Origin of the sequence: Amycolatopsis antarctica, from assembly GCF_002262875.1 — a bacterium.
Classification (GTDB): domain Bacteria; phylum Actinomycetota; class Actinomycetes; order Mycobacteriales; family Pseudonocardiaceae; genus Amycolatopsis; species Amycolatopsis antarctica.
Genome location: NZ_NKYE01000010.1, coordinates 48426 through 71358, shown reverse-complemented (window position 1 = coordinate 71358; position 22933 = coordinate 48426). Strand labels below are relative to the sequence as shown.

The window sequence follows — 22933 nt, the reverse complement described above, 5'->3', positions numbered from 1 at the left end:
GCCGACCGTGACGGCTCGCCTCGATGTTCCCGTCCGGATGCGAGATCCGCACCGCACCCGGCCACCGCACCGTGTGGAGGATCCGTGTCGAATACCCGTGACCACGACGGGCGCGTCACCGTCTCGGTCTGGTTCGCCGACTACCCCTTCAGCACCTACGAGGGTGAACCGTTCCTGGCTCCGGTGCGGCGAATGGCCGCGGCGTTCGAACGGGCGCACCCGGGCTACCGGATCGACGTCGGAAGCAGGTTCTTTCCGTCGATGGCGGGTGAGATCCGGGACGCCGTCGCGACCGGCACGGTGCCGCATTTGGCCGCCTACTACGCCGGCGACAGCAGGCTGGCCCTGGATCAGCGGGCCGCCGACGGCTCCGCTCTGTTCACCCCGGTCGGCCGCGCGATCGGGGACCGCACCGAGATCCTCGGTGAACCCGTCGTCTCCGGTGATCTGCTGCCGGCGGTCCGGGACTTCCACAGTCACGGCGGGGAACTGGTGTCACTGCCGATGACGGCCACGACGACCGTGCTGTACGCCAACACCACCCTGCTCGCCAGGGCCGGTGTCGACCGGCTGCCGGGTACCTGGCGGGAGGTCGAGCACGCCTGCCGCCGGATCGCTGCGCTGCCGGACGGCCCGTCGCACTGCATCACCTGGGCCGTGCACGGCTGGATCGTGCAGCAAGCGGTGGCGCAGCAGGGCGGCACCATCGCCGACCGGGGTAACGGCCGGAACGGCGAGGCCGGCACGGTCGACCTCGCCACCGGTGAGATCCTCGCCTATGCGCGGTGGTGGCGCGGCCTGCACCGGGACGGCCACTACCTGGATCCCGGCACCGAGGGGGACTGGGCGGCGGCCTTCGCGGCGTTCGATCGGCAACAGGTCGCGATGGTCGTCGACTCGTCCAAATCGGCCGAGGAGTTCGTGCTCGCCGGCGGACGGCAGGGCTTCGACGTCGCGGCGGGGCCGATGCCGCACAACGAGGAAGCACCGTACGGCGGCACATTCGTCTCCGGGGACTCGTTCTGGCTGGCCGGGGGACTCGATCCGGCCACCGAGGACGGTGCCCTCGCGTTCCTGCAGTTCCTGATCAACCCGGAGAACGCCGCGCACTGGCATCGCGGTAACGGTTTCGTCCCGGTCACCGGTGCCGCCAGGCGACTACTGGAGGACGAGGGCTGGTTCGGCCGGTCGCCGCACCGCGCGGTCGCCGGTGAACAGCTCGCGGCGTCCACTCGTACTCCTGCGGCGCTCGGTGCCTCCCTGGGCAACCAGGACGCCATCGGGGAGGTGCTCGCCCGGGCGATGGCCGACGTGGTCCGCGGCGCCGCGGCTGAACAGCGTCTCCGGGCGGCCACCGTCGAGGCGCAGAACGTCCTCGACGAGTACCACGCGAGCAGACGCGGCGAGGCCGGCCCCCCGGAGACTGCCCGCCACGCGAGTGCCCGCCGAGACGGTGCCGCGCGGAGAGAGCCGTCCCCGTCCGTGACCGTGCTCGACAACACCGTGCCCGACCCGAACGGAACCAGGAGTACCACGCCATGACCGTATCCGAGATCTCCCCGGCCACCGGTACGAGCGCGGGAACCGCGCCATTGTCGGCCCACCAGCGTTTCCTGTGCATGTTCGACCAGGGCGAGGAACAGGGGCCCTTCGGGCCGCGGTACCACATCGCGGGCGCCTGGCGGATTGCCGGCGCACTCGACGCCGAGGCGCTGCGGGCCGCACTGACCGAGGTCGTCGGGCGGCACGAGGCCCTGCGGACAGAGGTCGTCCGCGGCGGGCCCGGGGCCTCGCAGCGGGTTCTGCCGCCGATGGAGGCGGCCCTGGAGATCCACGACCTGTCCGGGGTACCCGCCGAACGACGTGATCGGGCGGTGGAGGAGCTGTACAACGCGGTCGAGTCCGGAACCGTGGACGCTGCGCGGTTCCCCCTGCTGCGGGCGGTTCTGGGCAGGTTCGGCGATGACGACGCGGTCCTCGTGCTCAACGCCCACCACACCGCCGCCGACGCCTGGTCGATGCACGTGATCCTCCGCGACCTGCTGACGTACTACGCGCGGCGCACCGGCCACGAGGCCCCGGAGCTGCCGGAGGTCACGCAGTACCGGGAGTTCGCCGAGTGGGAGTCGCGCCGATCCGGCGAATCGCTGGAGAAAGCCCGGGAGTTCTGGCGGGAGAACCTGCGCGGTGCGCGGATCCACGCGGTGCGCACGGTTCACCCCCGCTCGGCGAACCTGCCGAAGTCCTCGGCGTGGCAACGGTTCACGCTGGAGTCCGAGGTGGCCGCACTGGCCCACGAGTACGCGAGAACACACCGCAGCTCACTGTTCATGGTGCTGCTCTCTGCGTATGAGGTGTTCCTGTACCGCACCTACGGTGAGGCGGACATCGTCGTGCCCACGTTTTCCCTGGGCCGCGGTCAGGAACGGTTCATGGACACGGTCGGCGCCTTCGTGAACTTCCTCCCCCTGCGGACGGATCTGACCGGGTGCGCGGACTTCCACGAGGTCGTCACCAGGACGAAGAAGACCTGCCTGCGGGCGTTCACCCGGGACCTGCCGTTCGTCGAGATCATGGCGCAGGCACCGGAACTGATGGCCTCCGTCGCCGTGGACGACGCGCAGACCTGGGTGTTCCAGGTCGCGGCCGCGCCGCCAGGGGACTCCGTGGAGACGATCGCGGGCCTGCGGGTGGAGCGGGTCTGGCGGCGGACCGTCTCCCAGCCGGTCGGTTCCGACGTGCCGGACGGTGCGTTGTGGACCATCCACGCCGACGCTTCCGGGGAGATGGCCGGGAGCCTCGGGTTCAACACGAACCGCAACGACGAGGACGCCATGAACGGCGTGCTCGCGGAGTTCCTGCACGTCCTGCACGACGTGCTCACCGCACCGGACAGTCCGATCGAGGGTAGCTGATCCTCGCACGACCAGAGATGCGCGAACGTGCTCGCGCTTGCAAGACTTCCTGTTATGGAGGGGAAAACGAGCCGAGCACGATGATACAGGAGATTCAGCGAGACAGGAGAATGCGGATGATCAGCAGCTCTGCTCCCGGCCCGGCCGGCCTCGCGGCGGTCGTCGAGAAGATCTGGCGCGACGTCCTGGGCGTCCCGGGTGGACAGACCGAGGCCACCTTCTTCGAACTCAGTGGCCAGTCCATCACGGCAGTGCTGATCGCGAACCGTGTCGAGGAGGAACTCGGGGTGACGGTGGACGTCGAGGAGCTGTTCGACGACCCCGACCTCGCCGACTTCATCGGCAAGGTCGCCGAGGCGGCGCGCGCCGCCGAGCCGGAAGCCGCGTAACCGCCGTCCCCCGCGGCGCCGCCCGGACGAACGGGCGGCGCCCAGCACGACGCCCAAGGAGCTGATGTGACCGAGTCGACCGAGGCCGCGGCCACGGGTGGGGGGCTGCCCGCCACCGAAACCGAGGAACACCTCTGGTTTCGGGAGAAGGTCGTGCCGGGGTCGACGTCGCATACGCTCGCATGGGCCTTTCTGGTGCGCGGCCCACTCGACGTCGCCGCGCTCCGTTCGGCCTGGCTGACCGTCGCGAGCCGGCACGAGGCGCTGCGGACCTCGTTCACGGCGTCCGGCCCGCGACTCGTCCGGAGGGTGACCACGGTGCCCTCGCCCGATGTGTCCACTGTGGAGGTACGGGACGCGGGTGGTGCCTCGGCCGAGGGAACGGCCCGGGCGGACATCGCCCGCTGGGCCGCCGGCGTCGCCGCCGTCCCGCTGGACGGCGACGGCGGGCCGCTCGCCCGGCTGACCCTCGGACGGCTGGCCCCCACGGCGTTCGGCGTGGTGCTCCGGCTGCACCGCCTGGTCGCGGGTGAGGACTCGGCGGCCGTCGTACTGGCGGAACTGTCCGAGGCGTACGCCGACACCACCGGTGCTCCGGGGGCGGCGACCGGGGCCCCGGCAACCGGCAGCACCCCGGCCCGGCGCCACGGCGCCGGCGACGAGGAGTCCCTGAGCTGGTGGACGTCCGCCCTGCGACCGCTGCCGCCGCGACTGTCGCTGCCGGTGGACCGGCCCCGGCAGTCGGTCCCGGACCTGCGGGCAGCCGCGGTCTGCTTCGCCTGGGACCGCGAACTCGGCAGGGCACTGGAGAACTTCGCGGCGGCCGGACTGGTCGGCCCGTCCACCGTCGTACTCGCCGCCTGGCGGTCGCTGCTCGGCCGCTGGGGCGCGCAGGACACCGTCGCCGTCGGCGTGCCGATCGGACCGCGTCCGGGTGGTGCCGGGGCGGTGGAATCCGCACCCGGCCCCGTTCCGGTGACGGTCCGCCTCGACCGCGATCCGACCCTGCGCGATGCCGTCGCCGCCACCGCCACGGCGCTGCGGGACGCCGTCCGGCACCGGGACGTGCCGCTCGCCCGGATCCTGCGCGCGCTGCGGGACGAACCGGAGCCCCTGCGATCGCCGGTGTTCGACACGACCTTCACCCCCGAGGCACCGCCGGCACCGGAACTGTGGCTGGCCGCGGCCGCCGTCGTACCCGTCGCCCTGCCGCAGCCCGACCTGCTGGAGGACCTGGCGCTGTCGATGCGATGGGACGACGGGCGGGTCACCGGGACCCTGCGGTTCCGCGGGCTGTTCGACGAACTGTCCGCGCGGGCGATGCTGGAGCAGCTCCGTGTCCTGCTCACCGCCGCGCTGGGCGAACCGGACGTGCCGATGGGCGCCCTGCCCCCGGGAACAGGGGACACGGTAGAGACCGCGAGCAGCGGGCCCGGTACCTGCACCGAGGACCCGCCATCGGTCCACGAACTCGTCCGCCTGCGCGCGGACACCGACCCCGAGGCGGTGGCCGTGGACTGGGACGGCCGCGCCGTCACCTACGGCGAACTCCGGCGCAGGGCCACCGAGTTCGCCCGGGCGCTGCGCCCATACGAGGTCGCCGCGTCCCCGGTCGTCGTCCGGCTGGCGACCGGCCCGGACCAGGTCGCGGCCCTGCTCGGTGTGCTGGAGGCCGGGGCGCATCTGATGTGGCTGGGAACGGGCAAGGCGGGCGAACGGGGCCGGGCCGCGCTCACCGACGTGCGACCTGCCTGCATGCTGACCGGAGCCGAAGGCGAGTCGGGCGACGGAGGCGAGCTGGCCCGGTGGTATCGCGAGGAACTCGGCGGCCGGGTCGTCCCTGCCGGCGGTGGCCCATCGACGGCTCCGGGGGGCCGGATGCCACCCGCCGCCGTTCCCGACGCCTGGGCCTATATCGCGCACACCTCGGGTTCCTCGGGCAGGCCGAAGGGCATCGCCCAGACCCACGCCGCGCTGGCGCAGTTCGCCTCCTGGTTCGGCACCGAGTTCGGGCTGGGCCCGGGGTCCAGGGTCGCCCAGTGGGTGGCGCCCGAACACGATCCCGCGCTGTGCGAGGTATTCGCGGCGCTCGTCGCCGGGGCGACGCTGGTCCCGGTACCCGACGCGCTCCGCCGCGATCCGGAGCGGCTGGTGGCCTGGCTCGGCGCCGAACGTGTCACCACGATCCAGACCGTGCCCAGCTTCGCCAGGGAGATGTTGCGTGCCATCAGGAAACGCGGCGGCAGCAAGGATCTCGGTGCGCTCGCCGCCGTGCTGCTGATGGGCGAGGCGTTGCCCGGCGAACTGGTGAACGGTTTCCGTGAGGTGCTGCCGGGGGCCCGGCTCGCCAACCTCTACGGCCCCACCGAGACGGTCGCCGCGACCTGGCACGAGGTGACCGGGCCGATCACCGGCCCGGTGCCGATCGGCCTGCCGATCCCGGGGCGTGCGGTCGTGCTGCTCGACGAGCACGACCGGCCGTGCCCGCCGGGCGTCACCGGCGAGATCGTCGTGCTCAGCCGGTACGTCTCGGCAGGCTACGTGGGTGAGGGTGTCGGGGACGGGACCCGCTTCCGTGCGCCGACGGCACTGCCGGGCGGTGTCCCCGGCTCGGGGGAACGGGTGTACCGCACCGGTGACCTCGGCCGCCTGCGCTGGGACGGAACGCTGGAGTTCCGCGGCCGCAAGGATCTGCAGATCAAGTTGCTCGGCAACCGGCTCGAACTGGCCGAGGTGGAGTCGCTGCTCGCCGGCCACGAGTCCGTACTCGAATGCGCTGCGGTGCCGGTGACCGACGGCGACGGGCTCGCCGCGAGGCTGGTGTTCCACGTCGTCCCCCGCCGTGACGAGACGGGCGAGCCGGTGGCGGGGGCGAAGACCTGGCGCGCGTACCTGCGTGCCCGGCTCGGTGGTTCGGCCGTGCCCGCGATCTTCCGTACGGTCGAGGGCCGTCTGCCGCGCACCGTGGCGGGCAAGGTCGACCGGATCGGCCTGGCTGCTCTCGGCACCACCCGGCTACCCGGCCCGGTGACACGAACCGTGGTGGAGGCGGCGATCGCCGAGATCTGGGCGGCACCGGCCGGTGCCGTAGCCGAGGACATCGCTCCTGAGGACATCGCCCCCGAGGACACCACTACCCGACTCGGATCCGGTCCATTGCCGCTGCTGCACATGCTCGATCGGGTCCGCGCGGTCTTCGGCGTCACCGTGACGCCCGCGCGGTACCTGGCCGACCCGACCCTCGCGGGCCTGTCGGCCGTCGTCGAGAGAGCGGTCGCCGCGCGGGCCGTGGCCGAGACGGCCGTCGCGGGAACAGGGCAGGACCCGGACGGGGCACCGGACGACGGACCGGGCGAGGGCCTCACCGGGACCGGCCCTGCCCTCCGGGAGCCCGTTCCGGCACACCCGCGCTGATCGCCGATCCACCCGTGAACACCGAACCATGATGAGGTGAGGACATTGACTCTGGCCGAGACCGCGGCCCCCGTCGAATTCGACGGGGAGAGCCTCGACATCGCAGGAGTGCGCCGGGCAGCCGAGGACGGCGCGCACTGCACCGTCACCCCCGAAGCCCTTGCCAGGGCAGCGAAGAGCCGCACGATGTTCGAGGACATCGTCCGGCAGGAGATCCCGATCTACGGCGTCACCACCGGCTACGGCGAGATGATCTACATGCTCGTCGGCACGTCCAAGGAAGTGGAGCTGCAGACGAACCTGGTCCGCAGCCACAGCGCAGGTGTCGGCCCGCTGTTCGCCGAGGACGAGGCCCGCGCGATCCTCGCGGCGCGACTGAACGCCCTCGCCAAGGGCTACTCGGCCGTGCGGCCGGAAGTGCTGCGCCGGATGGAGCTCTACCTCAACGAGGGCATCGTGCCCGCCGTGCCGGAGATCGGCTCGCTCGGCGCCAGTGGTGACCTGGCACCGCTCTCACACATCGCGGGCACGCTGATCGGCGAGGGCTACGTACTGCGCGAGGGCAGGCGGGTGCCGACCGGGGAGGTGCTGCGCAAGCGTGGCATCGAACCGCTGGAGCTCCGGTTCAAGGAGGGCCTGGCGCTGATCAACGGCACCTCGGCGATGACCGGGGTCGGGTCCCTGGTCACCGCGCGGGCGCTGGATCAGGTGCGGCAGGCGGAGATCGTCACCGCGCTGGTCATCGAGACGCTGCAGGGTTCGACGAGTCCGTTCCTGCCGGAGGGGCACGAGATCGCCCGGCCGCATCGCGGGCAGATCGACACCGCCGCGAACATGCGGGCTCTGATGAGCGGTAGCACGCTCACCGTCGAGCACGCGAACCTGCGCGACCAGGTCGCGGCCGGTGCCGACGACTCCGGTGACGGCGACGTGCAGCGCACCAAGGTGTACCTGCAGAAGGCGTACTCGCTGCGGGCGATCCCGCAGGTCCTCGGCGCCGTCCGCGACACGCTCCACCACGCGGTGTCCACGCTGGAGATCGAACTGAACTCGGCCAACGACAACCCGTTGTTCTTCGAGGGGCAGGAGATCTTCCACGGCGCCAACTTCCACGGGCAGCCGATCGCGTTCGCCATGGACTTCTGCACGATCGCGCTGACCCAACTCGGCGTGCTGTCCGAACGGCGGACCAACCGGGTGCTGAACCGCCACCTCAACTACGGGCTGCCGGAGTTCCTGGTCACCGGGGATCCGGGACTCAACAGTGGGTTCGCCGGTGCGCAGTACCCGGCGACGGCCCTGGTCGCGGAGAACCGGACGATCGGGCCGGCCAGCACCCAGAGCGTGCCGTCGAACGGCGACAACCAGGACGTCGTGAGCATGGGCCTGATCTCCACCCGCAACGCGCGCCGGGTCCTGAGGAACAACGAGAAGATCCTCGCCGTGGAGTTCATGGCCGCGGCGCAGGCCGTCGACATTTCCGGCCGCTACGAGGGCCTGAGCCCGTCCGGCAGGGCGACCTATCACGCGGTGCGCTCCCTGGTGCCCACCCTGGACCGCGACCGCTACATGGCCGACGACATCGAGGCCGTCGCGGACGCCATCTCCCGGGGGGTGTTCCTCGCCGCGGTCACCGCGGCGGGGACCGAGCTCATCTGAGTACCCGTGTCCGTCGTGGACGGTGACCACCGTCCACGACGGACACCGCATCCTCGCGTGTGCGCCGGCGCGAGAGGACGGCGACGATGGGGGGATGCAGCTTCCCGTCATGCCGCCGGTCGCGCCGATGCTGGCGAGACCGGCCCGGGAGATTCCCGACGGCTGTTCGTACGAGCCGAAGTGGGACGGGTTCCGGGCCGTCGTTTTCCGCGACGGCGAGGACGTGGAGATCGGCAGCCGCGGCCGCAGGTCACTGACCCGGTACTTCCCCGATCTGGTCGCGGCGTTCCGGCACGACCTGCCCTCGCGCTGCGTCCTCGACGGGGAGATCGTCGTCGAGGGGGCATCCGGTGGCCTCGACTTCTTCGCGCTGCAACAACGGGTGCATCCGGCGGCAAGCCGGGTGGCCACGCTCGCCGAGCGCAGCCCGGCCAGGTTCGTGGCCTTCGACATGCTGGCCCTCGGCGAGACCGACCACACGCCGGATCCGTTCCACCGCAGGCGTTGCGTGCTGGAGCGGGCCCTGCTGGGCGCGCGGGCCCCGATCCACCTCACGCCGCTCACCACCGACCCGGCCGTCGCCGCGCGCTGGTTCACGGCGTTCGAGGGAGCGGGACTGGACGGCCTGATCGCAAAGGACCCAGACCTGCCCTACCTGCCGAACCGGCGGGCCATGGCGAAGGTGAAGCACGTGCGCACCGCCGACTGCGTACTCGCGGGCTACCGAGTGCACAAGTCGGGCCCGGGCCTGATCGGCTCGCTGCTGCTCGGCCTGCACGACGACGCGGGTGCCTGGGCGGAGACGACCGGCTGGACGGACCAGCGCGGCGGGCTCGTCCCGGTGGGTGTGGCGGCGGCGTTCCCGATGGCGCGGCGAAGGGAACTCTTCGACGAACTGCGGCCACTGGTCACCGGTATCGAGGACCACCCGTGGTCGTGGGTGGCCGAGGTGGTGGCCGGACGCGCGGGCTCGGGCCGCGGCGGCACCCGTTGGGACGCCGCGCGGGACCTGTCGTTCGTGCCACTGCGCCCGGACCGCGTGCTGGAGGTGCGCTACGACTATATGGAGGGCTTCCGCTTCCGGCATCCCGCGCAGTTCGCACGCTGGCGTCCGGATCGCGAGCCCGCTTCCTGCGGTTACGCGCAGCTCGACCGTCCCCGGCCTGCGGATCTGGCGGACGTGCTGGCCGGCCGGATCCGCTGACCGGCGAGTGCGCATCGTCGAAGAAGACCCGGGACGCCCGTGCCGGGCATAGTCGGCGAGAGGACCGCGAACGCGGCATTTCGGACCGCGTTGGCGCTCGGTACGGAACTCGACGAGGGGAGATCCCGGTGGGCGGCACCACGAGGGCGAAGAAGAGTGGGCCCGCGCTCGGGTACGTGGGTGACAGCATCCGGGTGAGCGGGGCGTCCGTGCACAATCTCAAGGATGTGTCGCTGGACATCCCGAAAAACCGGATCACCGTGTTCACCGGCGTCTCGGGCTCGGGCAAGTCTTCGATCGTGTTCGACACCATCGGGGTGGAGGCCCAGCGGCAGTTGCACGGGACGTTCCCGTGGTTCATCCGCAACCAGCTCCCGAAGTACGAGCGGCCGCACGCGGACGAGATCGAGCACCTGACCACCCCGGTGATCGTCGACCAGAAACCCCTCGGCGGCAGTGCCCGCTCGACCGTCGGCACCATCACCGACATCCAGCCGATGATCCGGACCCTGTTCGCGCGCAAGGGAACCCCCACCGACGGCAGGCCCTCGGCCTACTCGTTCAACGACCCGCAGGGAATGTGCCCTGACTGCGACGGGCTCGGCCGCGCGGTCCGCCTGGACCTGGACCTGATGCTGGACCGCTCGAAGTCCCTCGACGACGGTGCCGTGCTGTTCCCGGAGTACAAGGTGGGTAGCCCGGACTGGCAGATCTGGGCCAACTCGGGAAAGTTCGACACCGCGAAACCGTTGTCCAAGTACAGCAAGAAGGACATGGACGCGCTGCTGCACGGCACCGGTGACAAGGTGACGGTGAAGACGAAGAACACTTCCTTCCAGACCAACTACGAAGGCCTGGAGGACCGGTTCAGCAGGCTCTACCTCAAGCGCGACCTCAGCTCCCTCAGCGACCGCAAGCGGGAGGCCGTGGAGAAGTACGTCACCGACGGCGTCTGCCCGTCCTGCGACGGCGCCCGCCTCAACGAGGCCGCGCTGGCGACCCGGATCGGCAAGCACTCGATCGCCGACTGGTCGCGGATGGAGATCGGTGAACTGGTCGGGGTTCTCTCGGCGATCGGCGACCCGCAGGTGAAATCCGTCGCCGACGCCGCCCGTGCCGCACTGGAGCGGGTCGTGGCCATCGGGCTCGGCTACCTCAGTCTCGACCGGGCGACCGCCACGCTCTCCGGTGGCGAGGGCCAGCGGCTGAAGCTGGTGCGCCACCTCGGTAGCAGCCTCACCGGCATGACCTACATCTTCGACGAGCCCAGCATCGGCCTGCACCCGCACGATGTCGGAAGGCTGAACCATCTCCTGCGATCCCTGTGCGACAAGGGGAACACGGTGCTGGTGGTCGAGCACGACCCGGACGTCATCCAGATCGCCGACCACGTGGTGGACGTCGGCCCGGACGCGGGTGTGCACGGTGGTGAGATCGTCTTCGAGGGCGGCTACGCGGAACTCCTCGAGGCGGACACCCTGACCGGCCGGGCCCTGCGCCGTGAAACCTCACTCAAGACGGACGTGCGGGCACCCTCCGGCAAGCTCGCCGTCCGCGACGCCACCCGGCACAACCTGAAGAAGGTGTCGGTGGAGATCCCCACCGGGGTGCTCACCGTGGTCACCGGTGTCGCCGGATCAGGCAAGAGCTCGCTCACCGGCGCCTTCCTGGCCGGACAGCCCGAGGCGATCGTGGTCGACCAGTCGCCGATCGCGGCCTCGTCCCGCTCCACCCCGGCCACCTATCTCGGTCTGATGGACCCGATCCGGCAGCTCTTCGCCAAGGCGACGAAGGCCGCCGCGGGTCTGTTCAGTTTCAACTCGAAGGGTGCCTGCGCGGAGTGCGAGGGGCGTGGCGTCATCATCACCGAGCTGGCCTACATGGACCCGGTGACCAGCCACTGCGAGGGTTGCGGCGGCCGCCGGTTCGACGAGTCGGTGCTCGCGCACACGCTGCGCGGCAAGTCCATCGCCGACGTCCTGGAGATGCCGGCCGACGAGGCGGTCGAGTTCTTCGACGAGCCCGCGCTGAATGCCAAGCTCGCCGCGCTGGTGGACGTCGGTCTCGGGTACCTCAGCCTCGGCCAGTCCCTCAGTTCCCTCTCCGGTGGTGAACGCCAGCGGATCAAGCTGGCCACCCAGTTGCACCGATCGGGCAGCGTCTACGTCCTGGACGAACCGACGACCGGACTGCACATGTCCGATGTAGACACCCTGCTCGATCTGCTGAACTCCTTGGTGGACAAGGGAAACACCGTAGTGGTGATCGAGCACAACCTCGACGTCGTGCAGCAGGCCGACTGGATCGTCGACCTCGGGCCGGAGGGCGGCAACGACGGTGGCGAGATCGTCTTCACCGGTACGCCGAAGGACCTGCTCAAGGCCAAGGGATCACTCACCGGCGACCACCTCAGGCGCTACCGGCGGTGAGCCTCGACGGTGCCGCGCCCGCGTCCGGCTGAGAACGTGACCGCGCACGTGGAGGTCACGGTTCCCGGCCCGCACGGGCCGCGCACCCTGCGGGTGTCCAATCCGGACAAGCTCTACTTCCCGGAACGGGGTTTGCGAAAGCTCGACGTCGTGGAGTACTTCCTGACCGTGGCACCGGGGGTACTCGAAGCGACCGGCGACCGCCCGACCACCCTGGAACGGTGGCCGGGCGGGGTGCGGCCCGGGGCCGGGGACGACGTGTGGCGGGGTGCGTCCGGATCGGCGTTCTTTCAGAAGCGGGTCCCCGCCAACGCTCCGCCGTGGGTGTCCACGGTACGGGTTCCCGCGGGGGCGGGCCGCACGGCCGACCAGGTCCGTCCCACCGAGCCCGCGGTGATCGGCTGGGCGGCCAACCTGGGCACGCTCGCCTTCCACGCGTACCCGGTGCGGGCAACCGACCTGAACCACCCGGACCGGTTGCACATCGACCTCGACCCGCAACCGGGCAGCAGCTTCGGCGACGTGGTGCGGATCGCCGGCGAACTATGTTCGCTGCTCGGCGAGCTGGGTGCGACGGGCTTCCCGAAGACCTCCGGCGGGCGGGGCGTGCACGTGCTGGTGCCGATCGAGCCAAGGCGGCCGCTCGGTGAGGTCCGGCGCGCGGCCATCGCGATCAGCCGGGAGCTCCAGCGTAGGTTGCCGCGTCTCACCACGATCGCCTGGCTTCGGCGCGACCGCGGCCGGCACGTGTTCATCGACTACAACCAGTCCGTGGGCACGATCGCATCGGCGTACTCGGTGCGGGCGACGCCGGCGGCCACGGTGTCGGCACCGGTCCACTGGGCGGAACTGGCCGAGGCGGATCCGCGCGACTTCCATCTCGGATCCATGCCGGCCAGGTTCCGCACCGTCGGCGATCCGCACGCCGGGCTGGACTCACACCGCTGCTCCCTGGAACCGATGCTGGAGATGGCCGACCGGGACGACCGCGACGGCGTCGGCGGCGACCTGCCCTGACCCTCGTCGTGGCACTCAGTCCGCGACGATCACGACCTTGCCGAAATGCTTGCCGGTGCCCAGATGCCGGTACGCCTCGGCCGCCTCCCCGAACGGGAACACCCGGTCGACGATGGGGTGGATCGCGTGCCGCACGATCGCGCGGTTCAGCTCCTCGAACACCGCCCTGCTGCCCACCGACAGGCCCTGCACGGTGACCGCCTTCCACAACAGGTGCGGCACGCTGATGCCCGCCCCGTCGGCCAGCACTCCGATCACACTGACCCGGCCACCGGTGCGCACGGCGGCCAGCGACTGCCGCAGGGTTCCGGCGCCACCCACCTCGAGCACGTGGTCCACCCCGCCACTCCTGCCGTGGATGGTCCGGCCCCATTCCGGCACGCGGCGGTAGTTGACGCCGTCGGCCGCGCCGAGCCCGCACAGCCGCTCCAGTTTCCGGTCGTCGCCGGAGGTGACCGTCACCCGCGCCCCGCCCGCCACCGCGAGCTGCACCGCGAACACCGACACCCCACCGCTGCCGAGGGCCAGCACCTGCTGCCCGGGCGCCAGTCCGCCGTGAGTCACCAGCGCGTGCCAGGCCGTCACCGCCGCACAGGGAAGGGTCGCCGCTTCGGGCATGTCCAGGTGGGCGGGCGCGGATACGACGGCGTCCTCGTCGAACACGACGTACTCCGCGAGCACCCCGTCGACCGGCCCGCCGAGCGCTCCCGCGGCGCTGCGCTCGTCGATCGGGCCGCTCTGCCAGTTCGGCATGAACACGCTCAGCACCCGGTCACCGGTGGTCCACCGGGTCGTCCCCTGCCCCGTCGCGACGACCTCGCCCGCGCCGTCGGACAGCGGGACCACGTTCGCCCGCATGCCGCGCCCGTAGCGGCCGCTCGCGATCAGCAGATCGCGGTGGTTGACCGACCAGGCGCGCATCCGCACCAGGATCTGCCCCGGGCCGGGTGCGGGCTCGTCCCGTTCGGCGACCCGCAGCGCGTCGGCACCGGTGAAGCTCGGCAGGTGGTGGTACCTCACGGCGTCCCCGTCTCTCGTCGCGGGCGTCTGCGTCCCCGCCGGAAGGCGGAAAGTGTTTCCCCGCGCGACGTTCGCACGGATTCGCCGGGCCGCTCGTCTCCCCGCGTGCGCCGTGCCCCGTCCGCGAACGTGCTGGTGTGCGGAGCCTCGCACGCTGGGAGATGTGCCCCGGCGACCGGGAGCCGAGCATGGACGGCGGTGGTGCCGGGGCCGGCGCGGTCGCGGCCACCCGGCCATCCCGGCGAACGACAACCAGACGTCACGTCCCGGCGGATCCCCGCGAGGCGCGGAGTGCGACGAGACGCGGAAGGAGCGTCCATGCGGGTCCTGTTCACCGTTTTCCCCGCCCCCGCGCACTTCCTGCCGCTCGTGCCCTATGCCTGGGCACTGCAGGCGGCGGGTCACGAGGTCTGCGTCGCCGCACCGGCCGGAATCGGCACCGGCATCGCGGACCCGGATTTCCAGCGGTCGGTACGGGCCGCCGGGCTCAGCGGCGTGTCCTGTGGCGAGCCCGAACTCCTGGCGGTGCACGACCGCGGCTACCCGGAGTTCGAATCACTGCTCCCGACGGCCGCCGAGACCGGCGTCTTCTCCCGGGCGCTGGGATTCGGCAGGGACGAACTCGCCACCTGGGAGATGTTCCACTGTTTCCAGGTGCTCGCCGCCAGGGACTTCCACCCGCCCAAACCACGGCAGGACATCGACGCGCTCATCGACTTCGCCCGGCGCTGGCGACCCGACCTGGTCGTCTGGGACCCGTGGTTGCCCAGCGGTGCCGTAGCGGCGCGGGCGTGCGGGGCGGCGCACGCCAGGGCGCTGAACGCACCCGACTACTCGGGCTGGGTGCACGAACGCCTCGCGGCGGCGCCCGCGGACGTGCTCGCCGCGCTGCCGGAGGACCCACTGACGCGGACCGTGCGCCCCCTCGCCGAACGGTACGGACTGGACGTCGACACCGAACTGCTGCTCGGCCAGTGGACCATCGATCCGTTCCCGGCGGACCTGCGGCTCACCGGCGGCCTGCCGACCGTCGACGTGCGATACGTGCCATACAACGGATCCGGGGAGATTCCCGAGTGGCTGCACGGCACGCCGGACATTCCGCGCGTCGCCGTCTCACTCGGGGTCTCGGCCCGCAACTTCCTCACCGGCGACTGGGGCCGCACCGCCACCCTGATCGAGGCGGTGGCAGACCTGGACATCGAGGTCGTCGCCACCCTGAACGCCAATCAGCTGATGGATGTCGAGGGCGCGCTGCCGCCGAACGTGCGCGCCGTCGACTACATCCCGCTCACGCAGTTGCTGCCGACCTGCTCGGCCCTGATCCACCACGGATCTATCGGCACCTTCGGCGCCGCCTCCGCGATGGGCGTGCCCCAGCTCGTCTGCGACACCGACGAGGCCGTGCACTGCTACGGAACGGTGCGCGGAGACGGAATCGACTGGAACTTCGACTGCCAGAAACAGGTGACGGCCACGGAGACCTCGCGGATGGTCGTCCGCCGCGGGGCCGGGGTACGGCTCGACCACCAGACGCAGCCGGTGAAACACATCCGTGAGCAGATCGTCCGAGTGCTCGGTGAGCCCTCGTTCCGCGAGGGCGCCGCCGCGATCCGGCGGGAATGGGCGGCGACACCGAGCCCCGCGGACATCGTCGGCGAACTGGAAACCCTGACGGAGCTGCACCGCGACCGTCACCGATGACCCAGCCGCCCCGGTCGTGCGCCGGGGATGGGACCGGGGTCGTGGAAGGAGAAGCAGATGAGGGTTCTGGTGACCGGCGGCGCCGGGTTCATCGGTTCGGAGTTCGTCCGGGCGACGCTGGAAGGGCGGCTGCCCGGGGCGTCCGGCGCGAGCGTCACGGTGCTCGACAAACTGACCTACTCCGGCAACCCGATGAACCTGGCACCGGTCGCGGACCATCCGGGTTTCCGGTTCGTGCGGGGCGACACCTGCGACCCGCACCTGGTGGACGAGGTCGTCGCCGGGCACGACGTGATCGTGCACTTCGCCGCCGAGACCCATGTGGACAGATCGATCGTGAGTGCCGCGCAGTTCGTGAAGACGAACGTGGTGGGCACCCAGGTTCTGCTGGAGGCCGCGGACCGGCACCGGGTGGGCCGCTTCGTGCACGTCTCCACCGACGAGGTCTACGGCTCCATCGACACGGGTTCGTGGACCGAGGAGACACCACTGGACCCCAACGTGCCCTACGCGGCGGCGAAGGCGGGATCCGACCTGATCGTGCAGGCTTTCCACCGCACCCGCGGCCTGGACGTGGTGATCACCCGCTGTACCAACAACTACGGTCACTACCAGTACCCGGAGAAGGTCATCCCGTTGTTCGTGACGAACCTGCTCGACGGCCGGCGGGTGCCGCTGTACGGCGACGGGCGCAACGTGCGCGACTGGCTGCACGTCTCCGATCACTGCCGCGCGATCCAGCTCGTGCTCGACGGCGGGCGGGCCGGCGAGGTCTACCACATCGGTGGCGGCACCGAGCTGACCAACAACGAGCTCACCGGCCGCCTCCTGGACGCCTGCGGGGCGGATTGGAGCGTGGTCGACCACGTACCGGACCGGCTCGGCCACGACCGCCGCTACTCGCTCGACATCACCAAGATCCGTGCGGAACTCGGCTACACACCACGGGTCCGGCTGGAGGACGGGCTCGCCGCGACGGTCGACTGGTACCGCGCCAACCGCGCGTGGTGGGAACCGCTGAGTTCCCCGGCCGCCGTCGCCGAGGCCGCGTGAGACCGCCCCGTTCCTTCCCGTGGTACCCCGTTCCGCTCCTGAAGTGCTCCGTATCTCTCGTGCTCCGTCCCTTTCGTGAATGCAAGGAGGCGTCATGAACGACATCGTCCGGCGGGTCGACCACTGCCGGGTCTGCGACGCGGACGACTGGATCGAGGTCATCTCGTTCGGGTCGCATCCGCTCGCCAACGGCTTCCAGCCGCCCGCGGACTCCTACGAGGAGACCGCCTACCCGCTCGACGTCATCGTGTGCCGCCGGTGCCGGCTCATGTCGATCCGGCACGTCATCGACCCCGAGGTGCTGTTCGGGCACTACGTCTACCTCACCTCCGACTCGGCGCAGATCACCGGCCACATGCGACACGTCGCCGAGGTCGCCGCGGAACGGTCCGGGATGGCTCCGGGTGACCTGGTCGTCGAACTGGGCAGCAACATCGGTACACAGCTCGGGATCTTCCAGGAGGCCGGAATGCGCGCCGTGGGCGTCGACCCGGCGAGGAACCTGGCGGAGGTCGCGAACCGCAACGGCGTCCCGACCTTCGCCACGTTCTTCGGTGCCGAGGTGGCCCTGCGCATCGAGGAGGAACACGGGCGGGCGAAGTTCGTGTTGGGGCGGCAGTGTTTCGCGCACATCGACGACGTACAGGGGGTGCTCGACGGCGTCAACGCGGTGATCGCCCCGGACGGCGTGCTGGCCATCGAGGTGCCGTACCTGCTCGACCTGCTCGACGACAACCAGTTCGACACGATCTTCCACGAGCACCTGTCGTACTACTCGCTGTCCACTCTGACCACCCTGTTCGCCCGCAAGGGACTGCGGGTCATCGACGTGGAACGCGCGCCGGTGCACGGTGGCTCGATCATCGTCTTCGCCACCCCGGAGTCCTCCCCGCACGGGGTCCGGCCGTCGGTGGCGGAACTGCGTGCGCTGGAGACCACGCGGGGTATCGGCACCGACGCGCCGTACCTCGCGTTCGCCGAGCGCACCGAGCGGGCGATCGGCCGGATCCGTTCCACCGTCCGGGAACTCGTCGGCGAGGGAAAGCGGGTGGCGGGTTACGGCGCGCCTTCCAAGGGCTGCGCACTGCTGCAGTTCTGCGGCCTCACCGCCGCCGACATCGACTTCTGCACCGACACGACCGTACGCAAGCAGGGCACGGTGACCCCCGGTACGCACATTCCGGTGCTCTCGCCCGCCGACGCGCGCCGGGACCCGCCGGACTACTACCTGTTGCTGGCGTGGAACTACGCCGAGGAGATCCTCGCTAAGGAGAGCGAGTTCCTGCGCGCGGGCGGCGGTTTCATCGTGCCGATCCCGCTGCCTGCCGTGGTGACCGCGGAAACGGTGAACGATGCCGCCGCCTGAGACCCGGCACGCGCCGGCACCGCCGAACCCCTTCACGGCCGGGAGGCTGACGTGATCAACGTATTCCAGCCGAGTCTCGGGGACGAGGAACTGGCCGCCGTCCAGGAGGTGTTCCAGACCTCCTGGGTGGGCAGGGGCAGCAAAGTGGACGCCTTCGAGCGGACGTTCGCCGAGCACCTGGGCGTGGACCGGAAACAGGTGACGTCGAGCAACTCCTGCACCGAGGCGACGTTCCTGGCGATGGAACTGATCGGACTCGGCCCCGGCGACGAGGTCGTGCTGCCCTCGGTGAGCTTCGTCGGCGCCGCGAACGCCGTCGCCGCCCGTGGAGCGCGGCCGGTGTTCTGCGATGTCGACCCGCGGACCCTCAATCCCACGGTCGCCGACGTCGAGGCCTGCCTGACGCCGTCGACGAAAGCCGTGCTGCCCCTGCACTACGGCGGCAGGCCCGGGCAGATCGCCGGGATCGCCGAGCTGTGCCGTGACCGCGGCGTCTGGCTGGTCGAGGACGCCGCGAACGCGCAAGCGTCCAGTGTGGACGGCCGAGCGTGCGGAACGTTCGGCGACATCGGACTGTGGAGCTTCGACTGGGGCAAGATCGCGGTCGCCGTGGACGGTGGAATCCTGTACGCCCGCGATCCCGAACTGGCCGCGCGAGCGGTGCAGCTCGCGTACTTCGGCATGGAGCAGACGAGCGGGTACTCCGAGGCGTTCAAGGCGCACACGCGGTGGTGGGAGTTCGAGGTGAACTCGTTCTCCCGGCGGTCGATCATGAACGACATGCAGGCCGCCGTCGGGGTGGTGCAGCTCGGCAGGCTCGGCGACTTCCTCCGCCGCCGCGCCCGGATCGCCGAACTGTACGAGGAGGCGCTCGGCACCGTCGCCGGGATCGGCACACCGCCGCCGCTGCCCGCGGGACACGAGAGCTCCCACTACATGTACTGGGTGCAGCTCGACCCTGCGATCCGCGACCTGGTCGCCAGGGACATGTTCGACCGCGGCATCTACACGACGTTCCGCTACCCGTTGCTGCACCAGGTCGTGGCGTACGGGTCGAGCGCCAGGCTGCCGGGCGCCGAGCGGGCGGCGGCCAGGACGCTGCTGCTGCCGATGCACCAGGCGCTCACCGACGACGACGTCGCGTTCGTCGCCGCCGCGCTGGAGAAGTCCGTGACGTCACGTACCGCCCAGAGCTCGGCCCCGGCCAGGGGCTGACGCCGAAGCACCACGAGGAGATCCCATGGAGTACGGGCATGACCACGCCGAGCTGTACGACCTCGTCTTCCGCGGCCGCGGCAAGGATTTCGGCGCGGAGGCCGAGGACATCGCCTCGATGATCACCGCGCGCAGGCCCGGTGCGAGGACGCTGGTGGACCTCGCGTGCGGCACGGGCGCGCACCTGGAGCGGTTCGCGGACCTGTTCGACCACGTCGAGGGGGTGGAGATCGCCCCGGCGATGCGTGCGGTGGCGCAGCGGCGCCTGCCGTCGGTTCCGGTGCGTCCCGGTGACATGCGGGACTTCGACCTCGGCCGGACCTTCGACGCGCTGGTCTGCATCGGCAACGCGGTGGCCTGCATGGGTTCCAGCACGGATCTCGACCTGGCCGTCTCCCGGATGGCCGCGCACGTGGAGCCCGGCGGGGTGCTGGTCGTCGAACCGTGGTGGTTCCCGCACAACTTCATCGACGGCTACGTCGGCGGGCACATGCTGAAGGAGGACGGCCGGGTCGTCTCCCGGATCACCCGTTCGGTCCGGCAGGGCCTCACCACCCGGATGGAGATCAAGTTCGTGGTGGCGGAGGCAGGTGGGATCACCGAGTTCACCGACGTTCTCGTCACCAGTCTGTTCACCCCGGACGAGTACGTGGCCGCCTTCGAACAGGCCGACTGCACGGTCGAGTTCATCGAGGAGCCGTTGCGGCTCGCCGACGGTAGGCACAACGCGCCTGGTATGTACGTCGGCGTCCGCAAGTAACCCGAACCCGCAGACCGCAATACGTCGACATATTGCGCCGCGACAGGCCGCAATTCGTCGACGTATTGCGGTCTGGGTAGGCCGTTCGAGTGGTTGCCGGGGGTGATGGGCCGGGTGGAGAGTCAGGCGACGAGGGTTTCGAGCCGCCGGCAGGCGACGACCGGAGAGGGCTGTGCGGCGATCTCGGCGGCGATGCCGCGCGCGGCCGTGCGATACGCCTCGTCCTCCAGCAGTTCCGCGCACCGCCGCGCCACGATGGTCGCGGTGATCTCCTCGGGCAGCAGCCGCAGCCCGGCACCGGACTTCACCACGGCGTCGGCGTTGTCGAACTGGTCGTCGAACCGGGGGAGCAGGAGCTGCGGCGTGCCCGCGGCGAGCGAGGTGAGCGCGGTGCCCTGCCCACCGTGGTTGATCGAGAGCGCGCACGTGCTCAGCGCGTGCGACATCGGCAGCCTTCCTGCGAAGCGAACCGCGTCCGGCAGCCGGGGCCAGGTCGCGGCGATCTCGTCGTCGACGGCGATCACGATCTCCAGGCCGAGCCCGGCAAGCCGGTCCAGCAGCGGCAGCAGGAACTCGGCGCCGCCGTGCCTGCCGAGCCGGGGCAGCACCGTGCCCAGGGTCAGGCACACCCGGGGCCGGTCCGCCGCCGACAGCATCCACGCCGGGACACGGGCCTCGCCGTTGTACGGGACGGCGCGCAGCGTGTAGTGCCGGTCGGCATAGGTACCGCGCACGCTCGGCGGCCACGGGTTGAGCAGCAGTCCCGGGTCCGGCAGGTCGTCGAGTCCCAGATCGCCGAGTTCTCCAGCCAGCTCGGCCGCCGCCGCCGAGCGGTACTCGGGCAGCGGCGCCGCACCCCAGTGCAGTTCGGCGGACGGCACGCCGAGGGCCGCGGCCGCGATCGGCCCCGCCAGCTCGGCACGTTCACTGACGACGACGTCCGGCCGCCAGGTCCCGGTCAGCGCGCGCAGACCGTCGAGGCTCCGCCGGGCGATCCGGGCGAAGGCGAGTCCGTGCGCGTATCGCTGATCCGACATGGACAGAGCGGGGTGACGGTCACCGTCGAGGGCGACCGCGGCGGCGGATCGCAGGTCCCGCAGGCCCGACTCCGGTCCGCAGGACGTGACGGGCAGTCCGGCGCGTGCCACCTCGGCCAGGAAGTTGTCCGTGGTGGCGACCATGACCTCGTGCCCGAGCGCACGGCAGGCCCAGGCGAGCGGAACCAGCGGGAACAGATGGCCGGGCAGCGCCACGGTGGTGAACAGGATCCGCACGTGCCCTCCAAGATCGGCTGCGCAGTCGGTGCGGGCCCGCGTCCCGCGCACGTGACCCATCCGGGCAGTCAGCATCCATCGCGGCCGCCTCCGGCGTCTTCTTCCCGCATGCCAAGGAGAACCTGGTGGACGACCGGGTCCGCCGGAGATGCGCACGGTGCGCGTATGAGTTTTTCATACGGTGCACCGGAGAATGTTCACGTCAATCGGTGACGGCGGCACTTACGCCCCTTCCCGCTCGCGAATGAGAATGCGGGGAAACAAATTCCATCGGCAGGCGCGTCTCGATCACGACGCTCTTCCGGCGAAAGGAATGGGCGATGGACACGATGCTCGTACGGGCCGTCGAGCGGTCGATCGGCACCATGCGCCTGTCACTGGCCGACAAGATAACCATGGACGATCTCGCCCAGTCGGCGATGTTCAGTAAGTTCCACTTCTCCCGAGTCTTCCGGCAGGTCACCGGTATCTCCCCGGGCAGATACCTGTCGGCGATGCGCATCGAGGAGGCGAAACGGCTGCTCACCTCGACCTCGCTGAGCATCGTCGACATCAGTCACCAGGTGGGCTACAACAGCGTCGGCACGTTCAGCTCCCGCTTCCACAACGGCGTGGGCGTATCACCGAGTACCTATCGCCGCCGCGAGGGTGCCGCCCCGGACGAGCACGGCGGGACGGAACCGCGACGGGCGGCGACGGTGGTGCGCGGCCAGGTCGTCGTGCCCTCCGGGGAGTCCGTCGAACGGATCTTCGTGGGCCTGTTCGGCACGCCGATGCTGCATGGCTCTCCGGTCCGCCGCACGGTGCTGGAACGGCCCGGCCAGTACAGCCTGCAGGACGTTCCTCCCGGAACCTGGTACGTGGCCGCCTGTTCCGGCCCTCCGCGGCCGGCGGACGCCGACGCTCCGGCGCGCCACATCGGCCTGCACGGTCCGGTCGGCATCCAGGACGGACTGGCCGCGCGCATCGCCGACGTGCGGCTGCGCCCGATGCGCACCGTCGACCCGCCCGTGCTCACGGCGCTGCCCTCGTTCCGCCCGGTGGCCGACGCTCCCGCGCGCCGGGCGGGCTGATCCCGGCACGGCCGGATTTCCTGTTTCCGTTGCCGCGGGCGAATATCACCGCGCCCGATTCGAGGTGTTCCCTTCTTTTCCGGCGTGCATCGGAGAATCGCTCGAACAATGGCCGGTTTCTCCTCCGGCCCGTCGTCTTCCGACCTCGGGTACCGCCCCGCGACCGTTGCCCGGGTGAGCCCCGATCCGGCAGGCATGATGGAAGAAGACACAGGTACGCCACGGGGGCAAGCTGGAGTCGGCCGCGGAGAACGCCACTTTCCCAGTTCACCAGCGATGTCCACAGTCGTCGGCCCATCGGACCAACGGCCGATCGGTGATCGGCCTGCAGATGGAAGGCAGCCATGAGCGACCTCGACGTTACCGAGAAATCGGAAACTGCCGCCGAATCCGGTACGGCGGGAAGCGTCCCGTCACTGCCGGGAATTCGCCGGAATGGGG

General features: G+C 70.7%; 16 protein-coding genes. 14 read left to right on the top strand and 2 right to left on the bottom strand.

All coding sequences use genetic code 11. The annotated features are described in order from the left end of the window. The first annotated feature begins 84 nt into the window (after window positions 1-84). From CFN78_RS17250 to CFN78_RS17215, 8 genes are all read left to right on the top strand, one after another. On the top strand, window positions 85-1542 hold the full coding sequence (locus tag CFN78_RS17250; protein WP_094863854.1) for an extracellular solute-binding protein: 1458 nt from the start codon (window positions 85-87) through the stop codon (window positions 1540-1542). Then, window positions 1539-2915, top strand: coding sequence for a condensation domain-containing protein (locus CFN78_RS17245; protein WP_094863853.1), 1377 nt, complete (start codon window positions 1539-1541; stop codon window positions 2913-2915). The genes CFN78_RS17250 and CFN78_RS17245 overlap by 4 nt, the downstream gene beginning before the upstream one ends. 116 nt (window positions 2916-3031) lie before the next feature. Continuing rightward, window positions 3032-3304: a phosphopantetheine-binding protein gene (locus CFN78_RS17240; protein WP_205660547.1), complete on the top strand. Its 273-nt coding sequence runs from the start codon at window positions 3032-3034 to the stop codon at window positions 3302-3304. A 66-nt stretch (window positions 3305-3370) separates the two neighbouring features. Beyond that, window positions 3371-6718 (top strand): non-ribosomal peptide synthetase, encoded by a 3348-nt coding sequence (locus tag CFN78_RS17235; RefSeq protein WP_094863851.1) that lies wholly within the window; start codon window positions 3371-3373, stop codon window positions 6716-6718. A gap of 36 nt (window positions 6719-6754) precedes the next feature. Beyond that, window positions 6755-8377: a tyrosine 2,3-aminomutase gene (cmdF, locus tag CFN78_RS17230; protein WP_240519513.1), complete on the top strand. Its 1623-nt coding sequence runs from the start codon at window positions 6755-6757 to the stop codon at window positions 8375-8377. A gap of 94 nt (window positions 8378-8471) precedes the next feature. Continuing rightward, window positions 8472-9581 carry an ATP-dependent DNA ligase gene (locus CFN78_RS17225; RefSeq protein ID WP_094863849.1) on the top strand — a complete coding sequence of 370 codons (1110 nt, stop codon included), beginning with the start codon at window positions 8472-8474 and terminating at the stop codon, window positions 9579-9581. 128 nt (window positions 9582-9709) lie between these two features. Beyond that, window positions 9710-12010: an ATP-binding cassette domain-containing protein gene (locus CFN78_RS17220; RefSeq protein WP_240519512.1), complete on the top strand. Its 2301-nt coding sequence runs from the start codon at window positions 9710-9712 to the stop codon at window positions 12008-12010. A gap of 36 nt (window positions 12011-12046) precedes the next feature. Then, window positions 12047-13027, top strand: coding sequence for a DNA polymerase domain-containing protein (locus tag CFN78_RS17215; RefSeq protein ID WP_094863848.1), 981 nt, complete (start codon window positions 12047-12049; stop codon window positions 13025-13027). Window positions 13028-13042: 15 nt separating this feature from the next. Here the strand turns inward: CFN78_RS17215 and CFN78_RS17210 are convergent, their stop codons facing one another. Beyond that, window positions 13043-14047, bottom strand: a complete 1005-nt coding sequence (locus CFN78_RS17210; protein ID WP_205660546.1) for a zinc-dependent alcohol dehydrogenase family protein — start codon at window positions 14045-14047, stop codon at window positions 13043-13045. A gap of 318 nt (window positions 14048-14365) precedes the next feature. Here CFN78_RS17210 and CFN78_RS17205 point away from each other — a divergent pair, with 318 nt between their 5' ends. The 5 genes from CFN78_RS17205 (at window position 14366) to CFN78_RS17185 (ending at window position 20145) form a co-directional block, all read left to right on the top strand. After that, window positions 14366-15751: a nucleotide disphospho-sugar-binding domain-containing protein gene (locus CFN78_RS17205; protein ID WP_094863846.1), complete on the top strand. Its 1386-nt coding sequence runs from the start codon at window positions 14366-14368 to the stop codon at window positions 15749-15751. Window positions 15752-15808: 57 nt separating this feature from the next. After that, on the top strand, window positions 15809-16804 hold the full coding sequence (gene rfbB / locus CFN78_RS17200) for a dTDP-glucose 4,6-dehydratase (protein WP_094863845.1): 996 nt from the start codon (window positions 15809-15811) through the stop codon (window positions 16802-16804). A 94-nt stretch (window positions 16805-16898) separates the two neighbouring features. Next, entirely contained in the window at window positions 16899-18170 is a 1272-nt protein-coding gene (locus CFN78_RS17195) for a class I SAM-dependent methyltransferase (RefSeq protein WP_094863844.1), read from the top strand. 51 nt (window positions 18171-18221) lie between these two features. Beyond that, window positions 18222-19385: a DegT/DnrJ/EryC1/StrS family aminotransferase gene (locus tag CFN78_RS17190; protein WP_094863843.1), complete on the top strand. Its 1164-nt coding sequence runs from the start codon at window positions 18222-18224 to the stop codon at window positions 19383-19385. Window positions 19386-19410: 25 nt separating this feature from the next. Continuing rightward, a complete protein-coding gene (locus tag CFN78_RS17185; protein ID WP_094863842.1) occupies window positions 19411-20145 on the top strand; it encodes a class I SAM-dependent methyltransferase in 735 nt (244 codons plus the stop codon). Between the two features lie 122 nt (window positions 20146-20267). On the opposite strand, the gene CFN78_RS17180 is transcribed toward CFN78_RS17185, so the two are convergent. After that, a complete protein-coding gene (locus CFN78_RS17180) occupies window positions 20268-21419 on the bottom strand; it encodes a nucleotide disphospho-sugar-binding domain-containing protein (protein WP_165777592.1) in 1152 nt (383 codons plus the stop codon). 320 nt (window positions 21420-21739) lie between these two features. On the opposite strand from CFN78_RS17180, the gene CFN78_RS17175 reads away from it, so the two are divergent. Next, a complete protein-coding gene (locus tag CFN78_RS17175; protein ID WP_094863840.1) occupies window positions 21740-22492 on the top strand; it encodes a helix-turn-helix transcriptional regulator in 753 nt (250 codons plus the stop codon). Window positions 22493-22933 lie beyond the last annotated feature (441 nt).